12 protein-coding genes are annotated in these 13,379 nt (G+C 59.8%); 7 read left to right on the top strand and 5 right to left on the bottom strand.

Annotated features, from left to right (window positions below; translation table 11 throughout):
- Positions 1-47 precede the first annotated feature (47 nt).
- The 7 genes from MOP44_RS19190 to MOP44_RS19160 all read left to right on the top strand — a co-directional run bounded on the left by MOP44_RS19190 (position 48) and on the right by MOP44_RS19160 (position 7,549).
- The gene (locus MOP44_RS19190; RefSeq protein WP_260791862.1) at positions 48-1,226 is read left to right on the top strand and encodes an acyltransferase family protein; all 1,179 of its coding nucleotides are present in this window, start codon (positions 48-50) and stop codon (positions 1,224-1,226) included.
- Positions 1,223-2,407 (top strand): acyltransferase family protein, encoded by a 1,185-nt coding sequence (locus MOP44_RS19185; RefSeq protein WP_260791861.1) that lies wholly within the window; start codon positions 1,223-1,225, stop codon positions 2,405-2,407. Before MOP44_RS19190 ends, MOP44_RS19185 begins: the two co-directional genes overlap by 4 nt.
- A gap of 460 nt (positions 2,408-2,867) precedes the next feature.
- Positions 2,868-3,776, top strand: a complete 909-nt coding sequence (locus tag MOP44_RS19180; protein WP_260791860.1) for a phosphoribosylaminoimidazolesuccinocarboxamide synthase — start codon at positions 2,868-2,870, stop codon at positions 3,774-3,776.
- Between the two features lie 34 nt (positions 3,777-3,810).
- Positions 3,811-4,350, top strand: a complete 540-nt coding sequence (locus MOP44_RS19175) for a CvpA family protein (RefSeq protein WP_260791859.1) — start codon at positions 3,811-3,813, stop codon at positions 4,348-4,350.
- A gap of 69 nt (positions 4,351-4,419) precedes the next feature.
- Positions 4,420-4,707: a helix-turn-helix domain-containing protein gene (locus MOP44_RS19170; RefSeq protein WP_260791858.1), complete on the top strand. Its 288-nt coding sequence runs from the start codon at positions 4,420-4,422 to the stop codon at positions 4,705-4,707.
- Between the two features lie 155 nt (positions 4,708-4,862).
- The gene (locus tag MOP44_RS19165; RefSeq protein WP_260791857.1) at positions 4,863-5,618 is read left to right on the top strand and encodes an HAD family hydrolase; all 756 of its coding nucleotides are present in this window, start codon (positions 4,863-4,865) and stop codon (positions 5,616-5,618) included.
- Complete coding sequence (locus MOP44_RS19160) at positions 5,615-7,549, top strand: hypothetical protein (RefSeq protein WP_260791856.1); 1,935 nt, start codon at positions 5,615-5,617, stop codon at positions 7,547-7,549. Before MOP44_RS19165 ends, MOP44_RS19160 begins: the two co-directional genes overlap by 4 nt.
- Before the next feature lie 62 nt (positions 7,550-7,611).
- Here the strand turns inward: MOP44_RS19160 and MOP44_RS19155 are convergent, their stop codons facing one another.
- From MOP44_RS19155 to MOP44_RS19135, 5 genes are all read right to left on the bottom strand, one after another.
- Positions 7,612-8,355 (bottom strand): LolA-like protein, encoded by a 744-nt coding sequence (locus MOP44_RS19155; RefSeq protein ID WP_260791855.1) that lies wholly within the window; start codon positions 8,353-8,355, stop codon positions 7,612-7,614.
- Positions 8,356-8,453: 98 nt separating this feature from the next.
- Positions 8,454-9,689, bottom strand: a complete 1,236-nt coding sequence (locus tag MOP44_RS19150) for a cytochrome c family protein (RefSeq protein ID WP_260791854.1) — start codon at positions 9,687-9,689, stop codon at positions 8,454-8,456.
- Between the two features lie 295 nt (positions 9,690-9,984).
- On the bottom strand, positions 9,985-10,992 hold the full coding sequence (locus MOP44_RS19145) for a DsbA family protein (RefSeq protein WP_260791853.1): 1,008 nt from the start codon (positions 10,990-10,992) through the stop codon (positions 9,985-9,987).
- Between the two features lie 98 nt (positions 10,993-11,090).
- Complete coding sequence (locus MOP44_RS19140; RefSeq protein WP_260791852.1) at positions 11,091-12,734, bottom strand: NAD+ synthase; 1,644 nt, start codon at positions 12,732-12,734, stop codon at positions 11,091-11,093.
- Positions 12,735-12,763: 29 nt separating this feature from the next.
- Positions 12,764-13,375 (bottom strand): sugar transferase, encoded by a 612-nt coding sequence (locus tag MOP44_RS19135; protein ID WP_260791851.1) that lies wholly within the window; start codon positions 13,373-13,375, stop codon positions 12,764-12,766.
- Positions 13,376-13,379: the final 4 nt, after the last annotated feature.

Here is a 13,379-nt window from a genome sequence, read left to right as displayed (position 1 = left end):
TCATGCTCTGTTCGAACCAGCACAAGCGTCTCTGCGTATCATGGCTCATGCCGGAAGCCACGCAAGAACGCACAATCGAAGCCGCTGCCGATGCGGCTATCAAGCTGAGCCGCCCTCGGGACCTTTACATCGATCGCCTGCGCAGCATCATGACGGCTTTCGTCATTCTGCATCACACGGCCATTACCTATGGAGCCATCGGAGGCTGGTTCTGGTATGAGCTGAAGCCTTCGCGAGCGATCTCAAGCCAGGTGCTCATCCAGTTCTGCACCATCAATCAGGCTTACTTCATGGGGTTCTTCTTCCTGCTGGCCGGATACTTCACGCCGGCCTCGCTGGAGCGGAAGGGGTACGGAGCCTTCCTGCGCGACCGCTTCACACGCCTCGGTCTGCCGTTGCTCGGGTTCATTCTGATTCTCGGTCCACTCACCGCAGCTATCGCGCATGCAGCCGATACGGGGCGCTTCTGGGAGGTCTTCCCTTATCTCGCGCAACATTTCATTCTCATCCCCGGACCGCTATGGTTTGCAGAAGCCCTGCTCATCTTCTGCCTAGCCTATTGCGGCTGGCGGGCAATGTTCGGCGCGCCGCTTGCCGGAGCTGAGCGCACGCCGCGGCCAGTGCCCAGCGCCGGGATATGGCTCTTGAGCGCGCTACTTACCGGCATCGGCGCATTTGCGATCCGGCAATTCATTCACGTCGGTGTGAACATCGCTTCGCTGCAGCTCGGCTACTTCGCAACGTATATCGTTCTCTTCGCGGCGGGGATCGCCGCGTGGCGTTACGACTGGATCCGTCAACTCAACTGGAACAACGCAAAGACCGCCATCTATGCCGGCGCAATCGCGCTTCCGTTGATGCCTGCCGGCGTGGCTGTCGCGCAGATCACGCACAGCAAGGGTGATTTTGCCGGTGGCATCTCGTGGCATGCCGCTCTCTATGCGCTCTGGGAGCCATTCGTGGCCTGGGGATTCATCGCCGCGTGGCTACTGTTCATGCGGCGATTCGGCAACCAACCTTCCGCGTTCTGGTCATGGCTCAATCGCCGCGCCTACGCGGTGTACATCATTCACCCGCCGATCCTGGTGGGCATCACTATTCTGCTGCATCTATGGACAGCACCCGCACTCGTCAAATTTGCTGTGACCGGCACAGTTAGCTGCGCGATCTGCTGGCTCATCGCCGACCCGCTTGTTCGAATGCCGGGACTTCGGAGAATCCTATGACTACCGCCATTGTGGAACCGCGAGTTATCCGGGATCAATTCGCCAGGCAGGAAAACCCGCCGCAGCGCGAATACTACATTGACCACCTGCGCACCGTGCTCACCATGCAGGTGATCGTGTTTCATTGCGCCATCACTTACGGCAGCGTCGGAGGCTGGTTCTATTTCGAAGTGAAGCATTCAGAAGCGCTATCGAGCCAAATCCTTTCGCTGTTCGTGCTCACCAGCCAGGCGTACTTCATGGGGTTCTTCTTCCTGCTTGCGGGTTACTTCACACCGCCTTCGCTGGAGCGCAAGGGTTACGCGCGGTTCATCGCCGACCGCCTCCTGCGCCTTGGCCTGCCGCTGCTCGCTTTCTGCATATTTCTCGGACCGCTCACGATTGCCATGGCGCAGACGGCACAGGGACGGGACTTCTGGCAGACGATGCTGAGCGTCTGGAAGGGAATGTATTTCGTTAACGGCCCTCTGTGGTTCACCCAGGCGTTGTTGATGTTCAGTGTTGCTTACTGCGTCTATCGCTGGCTGACACGAACTCCGCTCAATCAGGCGCGCCGTGACAGCTCGTCGGTTCCGCGGTCTGTGTGGTGGCTGGCAAGCGCAGTGGTGGTAGGCGCGGTGGCGGTGCTCTTTCGCGTGCGGTACCCTGTCGGCAAAAATGCTCTCGGCCTGCAGATCGGCTTCTTTTCGAGCTACATCTTTCTGTTCGCCGTCGGCGTGGCTGCATGGCGGCACGATTGGTTGCGCCAGCTTACATGGGCGCGTGCGCGCTGGTGGATACTGAGCCTTCCGTTTCTCTGGGTGCTGATGCCCATTCATCTCTCGCTCGATCGCACGCCCGACACGTGGTCGGCAGTGAGCTTCGCGAAGGGCATGCCCTGGGCAGCGATCTTTTGGGCAGTGTGGGAGCCGTTCGTGGCGTGGGGTTTCATCGCCGCATTTCTGCTCGCGTTTCGCAAATACACCAATGTGAAGACGCCTATGTGGTTGTGGCTTGACCGTCGCGCCTATGCCGCTTACATCATCCATCCAGTTCTGCTGGTTGGGGCTGCGCTGCTGCTGCGATCCTGGGCTGCGCTGCCGATGATCAAGTGGGCATGCACTGGGTCAATCGCGGTCGCAGCCTGCTGGCTTGTCGCCGATCCACTCGTGCGCGTGCCGGGATTGCGCCGCATCCTTTAAGACGCAACTTCGAGGAGCATATGGAATTCGTAAGCACTTGCGTCACGTTTACAAAAAAATCGCCTCCGAAGGAAATCGTCGCTTCGGAGGCGCTTGCGTGTCACAAGATAGCGAACGGGGACCAGTAGCCGGCACTGGAGGTCGGTAGTGCGCGGCTACTGGCGATCCCTTAGAACGAGCTCAGCTGCGGCTTCCCCTTTCCACGGCTGTCTCGTGTCGCCCGGCTCTAGAGAGGCCTTACTACACGCCTCTCGAACCATGTTGACAACTGGAGTTTCGCCTATCGTAACCAATCAATCCGTGACGGCCGTCACACAGGTTTGTTCACGAATAAAATGAGCATCTTCAACGTTCCAGCGCGGGCCCATGCCATCTCACATGCCGGTGATTTGCCCGTTTGACAAACCCCGCCGTCCGCTCGAAAATCGAGACTTCAAGCCGTCTTACGAAAGGCCCCGCCTTGAGCGCCCTCATCAAAACTGATCTTGGAAACGTTCCTCTCCTTGGCCGCGGAAAGGTCCGCGATCTCTATGCTGTAGGCGACAATCTTCTGCTCGTCGCCACGGATCGCATCTCTGCATTCGATCACGTCCTGGGCACCGGAATTCCTGGCAAGGGCAAAATCCTCACGCAGATCTCGCTGTTCTGGTTCGACCTGCTCGCGGACATTGTTCCCAACCACATCATCTCCGCCGACGTGAACGACTTCCCTGCCGAGTTGCAGCCTTATCGCGATCAGCTTGAGGGCCGCTCCATGTTGGTCAGGCGCGCGACGATGTTCCCGGTTGAATGCGTGGCGCGCGGTTACCTGGCCGGCTCCGGCTGGAAGGAATACAAGGCCGAGGGCACCGTGTGCGGCATTCCGCTGCCTGCCGGTCTTCAAGACGGTTCGCGGCTGCCCGAACCGATCTTCACTCCCGCGACCAAAAGCCAGGACGGCGCACACGATGAAAACATTCCCTTCGACCGCGTTGCCGAGCTCGTTGGCCCCGCGGATGCCAACGAACTCCGCCGCCTGACCATGGCGATCTATGCAAAGGCTGCCGCACATGCCGAGTCGCGCGGCCTCATTCTCGCTGATACCAAGTTTGAATTCGGCACCGTCGAGGACGGATCCGGCGGCAGACGCATCATCCTGGCCGACGAAGTGCTCACTCCTGATTCTTCGCGCTTCTGGGATGGAAAGCTCTGGCATCCCGGCGGCGCTCAGGCCTCATTCGACAAACAGTTTGTACGCGATTATCTTGAGTCGATCCGCTGGAACAAGCAGGCGCCAGCTCCTTCGCTACCTGATGATGTGGCCGCTCGCACACAGGAGAAGTACCTCGAGGCGTTCCGGCTCCTCACTGGCCGGCATCTAAATCTCTGACCTTAGAATTACGCGTAACGCGGAGCATGGCCGAATGACGGCAGTCGATTGGGGAGTTGTCATTATCCTGGCGTGCGCAGTCCTTGCCGGACTGGCCCAGGGGTTCTTCCGTTCAGTCTGCGGACTGCTCGGTGTCATTCTCGGACTTGTCACTGCGGCCTGGAATTACGGAAAAGTTGCCTCTTTGTTTCTGCCGCTTGTCAAAATTCCGGCCGTTGCGAATACAATTGCCTTTCTGCTTATCGCAATTGCCGTGATGGCCGTTATCGGCCTGATCGGAAACCTGTTGGCCAAAACGCTTCGCCTGCTCGGTCTGGGGTGGCTCGACGGCCTTGCCGGCGCTGTGTTCGGCTTTTTCCAGGGAGCGTTGCTGGTCATCATCGGCATTCTGGTGGTTGTGGCATTTTTCCCGCAAGCCCACTGGATCGCAGATGCCCGGCTGCCGCGCATGTTCTTCGGAGCATGTCACGTGAGCGCCAACGTTACGCCGGCCGAGCTCGGCGAGCGGGTTCGTAGCGGATTGCGAGCGTGGGAGGCGGAGTCTCCGCGCTGGCTGCATCCGGGGCAGAGTTGATGTGTTTGTTTTAGCAGTGTGCAGTCTTGGCGGTTGTGGCAATCTATCAGGAAGCGCGAGAGGTGCAAGTTGAGACGAGAACTGGACAGCCTGGTAACACAGATGCATTCCAGCGGAATCCGCTATGAAGATGCTGTCAAGGAATTCAAGAGGCAATACCTCCGCGAGGTCCTGATTTCCCATCGCGGGAATCAATGCAAAGCCGCCGAAGAATTGGGTATGCACCGCAACACCCTCAGCCGCGCCATGGCTGAGCTGGGTCTCAGTCTCGCCGAAGTGCGCGCCAGCCTCAAGCGTCCGCCACGCTCCGAGCGTCCTGTATTCAGCGCGATACGCCACGGCCTTCGCCAGGGCTGATCCGTCTGCGGAAATTCGAGCCTGTTTGCTGTAGGGACCGGGCGCCGTTCGTTGCCCATCCTAAGGTTGCTTTTTGCGTTCGGGGTGGGACCACACGTCCCGGTTTCCCCACAAGCCCGGTCTCATTCCGTAAACTGGATACTGCGCCGTATTCGATGGAGACCCGGATTCAAGAAGCCATACCGAAGCCACAGATAGCCATCGCCCCCGGTTTCATGTGGGACGAGCAGGACGCCTATCTGTTCGATATTGACGGCACTCTTTTGCGCAGCCGCGACCGCATTCACGTCAACTCTTTTGCCCACAGCGTCCAGCGCATCCTCGGCTTCGAGGTTTCGCTCGAAGGCATCGCGCTTCAGGGCAACACGGATACCGGCATTCTGCGCGAAGCGTGCGAGCAGGCCGGTATTCCAGCAGATGTGCTTCAGTCGCAAACTGCGGCCATTCTTGAAGCCATGTGCGACCGTGTCACGGCCCAGCGCCATGAGATGGAACTGGTGCGCATGCCCGGCGTTGAAGACGCGCTGCGCCATCTCGCGGCGCGCGGCAAGCTCCTTGGAGTCGCCACCGGTAACCTCGAAGTGATCGGCTGGCTCAAGGTGGAACATGCCGGTTTGCGCGAGTGGTTCCGGTTCGGCGGATTCAGCGATAACTTCCCGGTGCGCTCCGAGCTGATCGGGCACGCCGCTCAAAAGGCCAGAGAGCTGGCAGGGCCCACCGCACGCGTTTGCGTCGTGGGAGACACTCCGCGCGACATCGCAGCCGCACACGCCAATTCCCTTCCCGTAATCGCGGTTGCCACCGGCCGGTCGAGCTTTGAAGAGCTGCAAGCGCTTCATCCTGAAGCCTGCGCCACCACCCTCGCCGATCTTCTGGTATACACGCGCGGCAACGATGAGAGCGCCACATGAACCAGCCGCGTTTCTCCACTCTTCAGCGCTTCGTGAGCCTTGTGCTGGTGGCCGCGCTCACATCAGCGCAGGCCCAATCGCCCGCACCCGCAACGCCGGCAGACGCAGCTTCAAAGCCGGCCGAGACGCAACCGGCGAAGAACACCAAGCTACCTACGACCTCCGAGCGTCGCCGTGCCACGAAGCTTTATATGCAGGCCGCGTCACTCTACGAGGCGCAGCAGTTCGAAAAGGCGATGGAGCTCAACCGCCAGGCCGCCGAACTGGATCCGACCAATCCCAACTACGCGCTCGCCGCAGAAGTCGCGCGGAGCCATGCGGTGACGGCGCTCATTCAGGAGTCCACCAAGAATCAAATCAGGGGCGACTTCGCCGCATCGCGCGCCGCGCTCGAGCGCGCGCAGCAGCTCGATCCGCAGAACACCGGTGTTGCCGATCGCATGCGCGGCCTGGCCGATGCCGCCATTCGCCAGCCGACTGCTCTTGAGCTGGCCTCTAGAGCGCCTGCATTGGGTGGTCCTATCGAGATCCTGCCCAAACCGGGCACTCAGAGTTTTCACCTGCACAGCAGCGCGCGGCAGGTTATTCAGCAGGTCTTCACCGCCTACGGAATCAACGCCACCATTGATAGCACCGTGCGCAGCGATCGCGTCCGCTTCGATATTGATGACGTCGACTTCACCCAGGCCTCGCGCGCGCTCATGCTGATGAGCAATTCGTTCTACGTGCCCATCGACATGCATCGAGTGCTGGTCGCGCGCAACACGGTCGCTAATCGCATGCAATACGAGCGCAATGCAGTCGATACGGTTTACCTCTCCGGCATGTCGACGAACGACATGACAGAGATTGGCAACATCGCGCGCAATGTCTTCGATGTGCGCCAGTTGAACGTCGATCAAAGCGCTGCAACCATCGTCCTGCGTGGCCCCACGGATACGCTCAACGCCTTTAATGCCACCTTCGACAATCTCTCCGAAGGCCGCAGCGAAGTCCTCCTCGATGTACGCATGATCCAACTGGCACACAATCGTGGACTGAACACGGGCATTCAGCCAATGCAAACGCTCACCGCATTCAATGTCACTTCTGAAGTGCAGTCCATCTTCCAGCAGAACCAGGCGCTGATCCAGCAGATCATCGCCTCCGGGCTCGCTTCGCCGGGCGACACACTCGCCATCCTCGCCATTCTCATCGCCTCCGGGGCGGTCTCCAGTTCGATCTTTCAGAATGGCTTCTTTGTCTTCGGTGGAGGTTTGACCCTAACGGGGGTCACGCCTGGCACCATCGCAACGGTGAACCTCAGTCTCAACTCATCGGAGTCGCGCGCCCTCCAGAGCTCCACGCTGCGCCTGGAAGACGGCGAAGAGGGCACGCTCAAGAGTGGAACGCGCTATCCCATCATGACGTCGACCTTCTCGAACCTGGGCATCGCCGGCTCCGGGCTGGCGGGCGTTACTCTTCCCGGCACCTCCGGCGGTCTCAATTCGCTGCTCGCCAACTTCACCGGAGGCGCCTCCAACATCCCGCAGTTCCAGTACGAAGACCTTGGCCTGACACTCAAGGCGCGGCCGCGCGTGCTGCGCTCCGGCGACGTGGCCATGACCCTCGACATGAAGATCACCGCCCTTGCTGGGAGCGCCATCAACAACGTGCCCATTCTGGCCAACCGCAGTTACACCGGCGCGGTCACGGTGCCGGTCAACCAAGGTGTCGTCCTCGCCGCCGAGATCGACAGGACCGAGAGCCGTGCCATCAGCGGCTGGCCCGGACTCAGCGAGATTCCCGGCCTCAACAACGTCACCCAGAAGAACGACCAAGTCAATTCTGCCACGCTCCTCATCATCATTACGCCGCACGTGCTGCGCAGCCCTCATGCCGCAGGGCACACGCCCATGTACCGCGTCGAGCGCACGCAGGGGAATCGATAACGCCAAATAAAAGGGCCGCCGCAGCGCGGCAGCCCTCCCGTTTACGTGAAAACTTGACTCGCCTATTTTGCCGGCGCGCTCGCCGGAGCGGCTGCCTTCGGCATTTCGAAGATCGCCGGATCGATCGTCTTATTCACTTCGACTTTTTTCACCGTGATGCTGAGCTGGAACTGTCCGCCAAAATCGATATCCATCGAGTAAGGAATCACGAAGCCGCCATCCGTCTTGCGGTAGTCGGAGAAGTTCGTCGTCAAATCCACCAACTGCCCCTGCATCGGCGCCTTACCTGCCACAGACTTCACGTAGTATGTCTTGGCGTCGATCGTGTACACACTCTCGGTCCCATCCTTGGGCGTCACCTTGATCTTGTAGGTGTCCGCATCCTTTGAGACCAACTCGACCTTGCTGCCCCTGGCGGCATAGTCATAAAGCGCGCCACCGACGTAGATCTGGTCCTTCCCCAACTTGTATTCGTCGTCGCTCATCGGGGTGGGGTCAGCCGCTCCGGCCATGGGGTTCACCGTCCATCCGCCTTTGCCGTTGTAGCACTGGATGATCTTCGAGCCGTTAAAGTCGGTCTCCGACTTGTAGCCAACACCATCCACCACGACGATGCTCGACGGGGCATCATTGCCCATCACCTGGACCGAGGTATCCATCGACATCGACTTTACCTGCGCGATTGAGTCTTTGCCGCCAATCGCCTCAAGGTGCTTGCTGACGACCTCGTCAGCAGTCTGCGCGCTCAATGCGACTGAACCCATAAAAACGGAAAACGCCACTACGCCTCGAAGTAGATTCTTCATGTTGCTCATTCACCTTTCAGGTGCCTCTTGGACACGGTTCTGCTGCGGCAACAGTGTAGCCCAGTTCTGCCATCGGTACGACGCGATTTCAGTTCGCGTCATTTTCTTTGCAGGCGGCGCTCCACCCTCTCCGAGACGTCGCTATAGATCGCGATTCGATGCGAGCGCAACTCGGCGCGCAGCGTGTTCGTGCCTTCACTGAAGGTGATCTTCGCAGAATCCTGCACCGGCATGTGGCATTCCACACACCGCGTTTGGATATACGCGCCCAGCTTCTTGTAAGTTCCGCAGGTCTGCATCTTGTGGCAGGTCAGGCAATGGTTGGATAACGAATCCGCGTTCTCCTGGACCCGATGCACATCGTGGCAGGTCGAGCAGGTCAGCTTGCCGGAACCAAAGCACTTGCTCTGTTCCAGAGCACCCACCTGATTGCCATGCACATCCACCGGCGCATCGGGACTCGGCGGCAGAATCTCCAGATAATTGCGGATATTGTCGCCAGCCACAAACCGCATCGGCGCGCCAATTGGAGCGACTGCACCCGCATGACACAGAGAGCAGAGACTCATTTGCCGCTCCTGCGTCAGGCTCGCCGGATTAACAATCGCTTCCTGCTCCGAGCCGCGCGGCGGAGGAGCAGCAGAACGCTCCCGCTCCACGTGCAGAGCCCCCGGGCCATGGCACCGCTCGCAGCCAATGCCCAGCACCAGGCTGTCCTTCGCGAATCGATTCGCTGGAGGATTCAACCACTGGAAGTAGCTGCTATGGCATTCAAGGCAACGCGGCACAACCGGCCTGTCGAAATGCACCTTGTCCGGCGGATACCCCGGACTCATCGCCCATTCATGCTTCCAGGTCGAGTACGAAACGGGGAGCTCGTAGAGCTGATCCCCGTCCCAGTACAGGTACGTTTGTCCGTGGCGTCCCGAGCCGATGACGATGTCAAACCGCTCTGCCTCTCCCGTGGGATGCTTCGGATCGCTGATGTTGATGCCACTCTGGAAGAATCCGTTGGGCTCGCGGGTCATGGCGATAATCAGGTTGGGATTCGCTGTACGCAGCACATTGTGTTCATCGCTGAAACTGCCGAGAATATGGTGTTTGTCAGCAACTGCGGAATCCTTCGCATGCGGAGTCACACCATAAGTTGATGCCTGCTGCGCATGACACTGCGCACATGCCGCATCACCCGCGTAGGCGCTCGGTGGCGGCGGTTCTGTCCGCTCAGCTGAAGCGACGGAAGTCATGCGCACCGTTCCGGCCGCCAAGATCGCCACCGTGGACGCAATCAACATGAGAGCGCGCCAGCCGAGTGCGCGCAGCGTACCACTCATCAGTCTCGGAAATCGAAGCAAGCGAGCCCCACGGTCTCAAGTCACACAAATCTGGTCCGCAGAGTGATGCGGATCGCGTGCGTGGCAGGGGAAGAGACCTGTGAAGATAGACGTATTCGGTATCGCGAAAGACGACAGAATCGCCTTCATGCATGCGCCTTTTCGCTGCTTCTTCTTCGAGTACGCTCTCATGCTCACCACGAGCGATCCCCTTCAATGGGCATGTGATTTTGGGCGCGGAAAAGCAAAAGCCCCACGCCTGCCAGGCATGGGGCTTTGCTCCCGACCAAAAACGCTACTGTCCGATCCCGTCCATCTTTGCCTGGTAGTCGATGATCTTCTTGATCATGTCGTACGGCACCGCACCGATCGGCACCTGCCGCCCGTTGATCACCAGCGTGGGCGTCTGGTTGATGTTGAGATCCTGCGCCAGCTTCACCGACTTTTCAACCGCGTCCGCCGTCTCCGGAGTCTTCGAGCAGGCATCCACCTTCGCGGGGTCCAGTCCCGCCTTTGTGACCGCGCTGTTCAGAGTCAACTGCGCGCCGTCCGCCGTATTTAGGCCGTCCTGTCCCTCGAACACCGCATTCGCGAACGTGAAGAACGCCTGGTTGCCGCCGAGCTTGGTTACGCACTCGCCGTACTCAGCCGCCTGCTTGGCCTGCGGATGAATGCGCTCCAGGGGATAGTTCTGGAAGACAATGCGAGCCTTTGGATAATCCGTCGCCAGCTTGTCCATGTTGGCCTGCACTTCCTTGCAGTGCGGGCACTGGAAGTCAGCGAACTCCACCAGCTCGAGCGTTTTTTCCGCAGCGCCGCGATACGGCCCGTTGGCATCGGCCTGCAGCTTCGCACGCGCTTCCACATAGGGCTTTGCGCCAAACGGATACACGTCGTCGCCCGCAATAATGTGCTTGCCGTCAGGCAATGCAAAGAACCCGAAGGCGCTCGGCTTCTGCTGCCCGGTCTTGTCGCCCACGTAAACAACTACCTTGCTGAGGCCTTCCACGGGAGTCTTGAGGATCGCGGCCACCTCCCACACGCGATTCTGATCGTAGCCCCAGCTTGCCGTCAGGAAGGCATCGATGTCCTGCTTGGTCGGCTTATCGGCCGTAAAGTTCTTCGGATCCGGCGGGGGAAACTTGGGCGCCTCGGCTGTGGGCGCGGGTGCTGAGGGTGCCTGGGCCTGTGCCGGCGCCGGGGGAACCTGCTTCGGCTGGTCCTGCTGCGCGACAGCCACAAATGTGGTGGTGGATACGGCCAGCGCGGCGAAGCTGGCAAAACGGCCAAGTTGACGAATCAAATCCTTCTCCTTCGAGCGAATGCTTCTATTATCTCTTCCCTGCTTGGGGGCGCGCCACAGCAGGACCAACCGGCACCGGAATCCTTGTCCCTCGATCCTTATACCTGAACCTTCACGGCAATGGGAAACCTGCGCCCCATGCCGAACGACTTCGACGTAACCTTCAATACCGGCGCAGCCTGCTGCCGCTTGTACTCCGACCGCTCGACCAGCCGCACCACTTGTTGGACGATGTCCCGCGAAAATCCGTGAGTCTCAGCAATTGCTTCGGGCGTCTCGTACCGCTCGACATATGCCTCGAGAATCGGATCGAGTACTTCGTAGGGCGGCAGCGAGTCCGTATCCATCTGCCCCGGCCGCAGTTCCGCCGACGGCGGCTTGGTGAGAATCGCCTCCGGAATTACCTCGCCATCGCGATTGAGCCAGCGGCACAGCGCATACACGCGCAATTTCATCAAGTCCCCGATTACCGCCAGTGCTCCCACCATGTCGCCGTAGAGCGTGCAGTAGCCCACAGCCATTTCGCTCTTGTTGCCCGTGGTCAGCACCAGCGCGCCCAGCTTGTTCGACAGCGCCATCAACAGCGTTCCGCGAATGCGCGGCTGAATATTCTCCTCCGTCAGGTCCGCCGCTTTGCCGGCAAAGAACGGTTCCAAGGCCTCGGTAAATCCGCTAAACAAATTGCTGATGCCGATCACTTCGAAGCGAATCCTCAGGTTCGCAGCCAGCCGTTTACTGTCGTCGATCGAACCTTGCGAAGAATATGGGCTTGGCATCCCAATACCCAGCACATTCTCCGCTCCCAGCGCATCCTTAGCGATAGCCGCCACCAGCGCCGAATCGATGCCGCCGCTCAGCGCCACAATCGCCTTCTTGAATCCGCATTTGCGCACATAGTCGCGCGTGCCCAGCACTAGCGCGTGATACGCGCCCTCGGTGTCGTCCTCATCTGGATCGGCGATCCCCGGCGCCGTAAATGGATCTACGATCAACAGGTCCTCGTCGAAGCTTTTCGCCTGCGCCACCAGTTGGCCCTGCGCATTGATCGCCAGGGACGATCCGTCGCAGATCAGGCTGTCGTTTCCACCCACCTGGTTCGAAAGCATTACCGGAATGCCATCGCGCTTCGCAATCGCGGATAACATCCTGCGCCGTACCGCGCGCTTGCCGTGCCAGTAAGGCGACGCCGAGATGTTGATGTGAATCTGCGGGTGCTGCGCCATCAGCTCTTCTATGGGATCGATGGAGTAGATAGGCTGCGGCCAGAAATTCTTGTCGTTCCACGCGTCCTCGCAAACGCTCACTGCGAGGCGCACGCCATCCAGTTCCACTACTTTCTGCGAGTTCCCGGCGCTGAAGTAGCGCTGTTCATCGAAGACATCGTAGAACGGCAGCAGGCGCTTATGCTGCTCCAGCAGAATTTGGCCCTTGTCGATGAGGAATGCGGCATTCACCGCCGGCTTGCCTGCTCCCTCGGGAGCCTTCAATGCCGCCCCCACCAGGATTGCTACCGGTAACTCTCTCGTGGCAGCCGCAAGCTCATCCACAGCAGTGCGACACCGCTCCAGAAAGCTCGGCTTCTCCAGGAAATCCGCCGGCAAATAGCCGCAGACGCATAGCTCTGAGAACACCGCCAGCCGCGCGCCCTGTTCGGCCGCACGCCGGCTGACTTCTACAATCTTCGCAAGATTTCCTGTGAAATCACCGATGGTGGGATCAATCTGCGCCAGCGCAATCTTCACGCTTCCAGTCTAAATCCCGGGGCGGAAGCCTAATGGCCAACCACCGCCGCGCCCATGCTCCTAGCCACGATTATCACGTCCAGCCAAATGCTCCAGTTCCTGCGATAAACATCATCGGGCGAGATGTAGGGTGTAAGCGGAGAGGACTCCGCATCCGATACAGCCCATAATCCGGTCATTCCCGGCATCATCTGCAGCCGCCGCAAGCGAGATGCCGTTTCCTTCGGGAACTCCGATGCCATCAGCGGCTTTGGCCCCACGACGCTCATCTCACCGCGGATCACGTTGATCAACTGTGGTAGTTCGTCAAGCCCGTGCCGGCGCAGCCAGAGTCCCAGCCGCGTCTCCTGCACGTCCTGCGTCATGGTACGGAACTTCCAGCATTGGAACACGCGGCCGTTCCTTCCAAGCCTCCGCGAGATGAATAACGCGGACCCTCGCGAATCCAGCTTCACCGCAAGCGCGATGACCGCCAGCAGCGGGAATAGCACTACAAGTCCCAATCCCGCCATGCTCAGATCAAGCAGACGTTTGGCTGCCCCCGCGGAATAACCGCCGAAAGCCTCATCCGGCGATTGCTGCGCCCACTCCGCGGGACTGACCGTCGCCACGATTCTCTGCCATGAGTTCGACGTAACCATATAC

The sequence above is a fragment of the Occallatibacter riparius genome, assembly GCF_025264625.1.
Lineage (GTDB): Bacteria > Acidobacteriota > Terriglobia > Terriglobales > Acidobacteriaceae > Telmatobacter > Telmatobacter riparius.
This window is presented reverse-complemented; position numbering and strand designations above follow the sequence as displayed.